The organism is Arthrobacter sp. 35/47 (assembly GCF_000520475.1).
GTDB classification, from domain to species: domain Bacteria; phylum Actinomycetota; class Actinomycetes; order Actinomycetales; family Micrococcaceae; genus Arthrobacter_D; species Arthrobacter_D subterraneus.
The window spans coordinates 88,480-90,294 of sequence record NZ_KI914613.1 but is presented as its reverse complement, the minus strand read 5'-3'; the positions used below and the strand labels follow the sequence as shown (position 1 = coordinate 90,294).

Annotated in this window: 2 protein-coding genes; one reads left to right on the top strand and one right to left on the bottom strand. The window is 65.3% G+C overall.

The genetic code is table 11. The features are described from left to right. The first annotated feature begins 130 nt into the window (after positions 1-130). Entirely contained in the window at positions 131-1,273 is a 1,143-nt protein-coding gene (locus X803_RS0112905) for a pyridoxal phosphate-dependent aminotransferase (RefSeq protein ID WP_026545455.1), read from the top strand. 18 nt (positions 1,274-1,291) lie between these two features. Here X803_RS0112905 and rbfA read toward each other — a convergent pair whose 3' ends face one another. Further along, on the bottom strand, positions 1,292-1,741 hold the full coding sequence (gene rbfA, locus X803_RS0112900; RefSeq protein WP_026545454.1) for a 30S ribosome-binding factor RbfA: 450 nt from the start codon (positions 1,739-1,741) through the stop codon (positions 1,292-1,294). Positions 1,742-1,815 lie beyond the last annotated feature (74 nt).

The window sequence follows — 1,815 nt, the reverse complement described above, 5'->3', positions numbered from 1 at the left end:
CCCACCACGTCATGGCTGGTCCAGCCCTGCGGCTTGTCCACTATTACCAGTCCAGAGTGGACCTGCCCGGAATTCACGCCTCCCAGTATAGGTGTCGGGAACGGGCCCTCCTCACCGCTACTATGCCCGTATGCCGTCCATCGCGAAGCACATTGAACAGCTGCCCTCCAACCAGATCCGGGAGATCACCCAGGCTGCGTGGGCCACCCCTGATGCGATTGTGCTCAGCATCGGCGAGCCGGGTTTTCCTGTTCCGCGCCACATCCTCGAAGCCGGCATGGCAGCGCTGGACCGGGACGAGACCAATTACACCCCCAACGAAGGCATTGCGGCCCTCCGGCGCAGTTTCGCCACGCGGTTCGGCAGCAGGAACGGGATTGACCTCGACCCCGCCCGGGTCTACGTCACCGCCGGCGCACAGCAGGGCCTGCACCTCGCCATGAGCATGCTGCTCAATGCCGGTGACGAGGTCCTGATTCCTAACCCCGGCTACCCGACCTTCACCATGACCGCCCAGCTGGTTCACGCCCGGCCGGTGAGCTATCCGCTCCGGCCGGACAACGGATTCCAACCGCGGATCAGCGATCTGGAGGATCTGGTGGGACCGCGCACCAGGCTCCTCGTCGTGAACTCACCGTCCAATCCCCTGGGTGCGGTCTTCAGTGAACAGCTCACCCGTGAGCTGATGGAGTTCGCCGAACGCCACGACCTGTGGATCCTGTCGGACGAGTGCTATGAGGCGTTCACCTATGGGGTGCCCCACGTCAGTCCGGCCCGCTTCGACGCCGACCCCCAACGGGTGGTGACCTCACTGACCCTGTCGAAGACCTTCGGCCTCACCGGCCTGCGGGTCGGCGCCCTGGTGATGCCCGACGGTCTTGGCACGGAATTCAATGCCGTGATGGAGTCGATCGTGTCCTGTGTGGGGGCGTCACCGCAGTATGCGGCTGTCGCGGCGCTGACGGGGCCCACGGACTACATCGAGACGGCAGCGCGTCACTACCGTTCCAACCGGGACGCTGCGACGGCGGTGCTCTCCTCGCTCAATATCGACTACCTGGATGCGCAGGGCGCGTTCTATCTGTGGGCCGATCTGTCCCATGCCACCGGCGGAGATGTGCGTGCCTGGGCCCACAGGTTCCTTGCTGAGGAGGGGGTGGCGGTGGCGCCCGGGACCGCGTTCGGCTCCAACGGCGAAGGGTGGATCCGGATTGCGCTCTGCACAGACAGCGAAAGCCTGCTCACCGGAGTGGGCAGGCTTCCGAAACGCTGACGCTCAAACCTTCGACACTTACAGGGAGTCTTCGTCCCTGGTGTCTTCCTCGCCCGGCTTCCGGTAGGGGTCAGCCTCGCCGGCGAAGGCGGCCTTGCGTGCAAGCTCGGCAACCTCCGCGTCGCGTTCCTTCGCTGTGCGGAGCAGTTCCTCAAGGTGGTTTGCGTTGACCGGAATCTCGTCCGGCACAAACTCGAGGGTGGGGGTCAGGCGTGCCGTGATGTTCCGGCCCACCTCGGCCCGGAGGACTCCCCTCGCGGATTCAAGAGCGCGGTGTACCGCGTCCTGCTCCTCGGACTCGCCGAAGACCGTGTAATAGATGGTGGCATGCTGCAGGTCATTGGTGACCCGTGCATCGGTGACCGTGACCGCTTCCAGCCGTGGGTCCTTGACCCGGCGGCGGAGGGCTTCGGCGACAATCACCTTGATGCGCTGGGCCATGCGTGCAGCGCGTGCGGCGTCTGCCATGGCAACTCCTTACTTCCTCCCGAACGGGAGCTAAAGACTACGACGACGGCGGCATCCGCCGCTGTGCCGGTGCG